This is a genomic window from Herbiconiux daphne, from assembly GCF_024979295.1.
GTDB lineage: Bacteria > Actinomycetota > Actinomycetes > Actinomycetales > Microbacteriaceae > Herbiconiux > Herbiconiux daphnes.
In genome coordinates this window covers 1-865 of the sequence record NZ_JANLCJ010000240.1, presented here as the reverse complement: position 1 = coordinate 865, position 865 = coordinate 1, and the positions used below count along the sequence as shown (strand labels likewise).

The window sequence follows — 865 nt, the reverse complement described above, 5'->3', positions numbered from 1 at the left end:
CGGTTTACACTCGTATCAAAATCAGCAATAGATGGATCGGATGAAGTCCAATGTAAAGTTTGGTTACCAGACAAACCTTCACCCGGTTCATAGATAACATCCATACGGAATGTATCATCAACAGCGAGGCTGTAAATTGGAGAATCCATAGTGATTTTAGTAATTGGTTTAACCTTCAAACCTTTACGATCCGGTAGTGCCCAAGAACGAGTATCACTGTCTGGAGAAATAACTTCATTCATCAACAGAACACCGGGCAAATCAGCGAATGACCATGCACCAGTTTTCCAGTTCCAGATTGCAGCTCTATCACAAGCAAAGTTTTTATCACTACCTTCCTCAGAAGACTGGCTTGGGTAAGCAACCCAGATTTCTTTACGAGTTGGGAATGAGAAAACTTTAGTACCTTCATAGTTTACTTTGGTGATTTCACTTAGAAGTTTCTCTTTGATAATATCAGTCACGATTGATTGTTTTGAAGAACCATCATGAGTAAAGATATCATCTTGAGAAATAACAAAATGGTTACCACCTTCGAATTCAGCGATACAGTTAGCATTCAATACACCAGAATCTGGAAACAGTTTCTGAATATCAAATACAAAATCACCACCAACGTAACGAACGATATACGTTTCACGGTCAGTGTAAATCAAGAAGTAGTCACGTAATGGACGACCATCAATGATGTTACCAGTACAGTCAGCTAAGTCAACAAAACCACCATCTGTATTTGGTTGATCATCATACCAGTTAGCAGGAAAGTTGTTGATGTCCGCTGAATCAGACCAACGTAAACGTTGAGGGTAGTGTGTAGTACCACCTTCATTGATGTTCAGTGCGATCAGATAGCTTTTGTATGCTC

General features: G+C 39.5%; 1 protein-coding gene. It reads right to left on the bottom strand.

What is annotated here, in order from left to right; all coding sequences use genetic code 11:
* The coding region (locus N1032_RS24355) for a hypothetical protein (RefSeq protein ID WP_259543075.1) at positions 1–865 on the bottom strand (865 nt) is incomplete at both ends.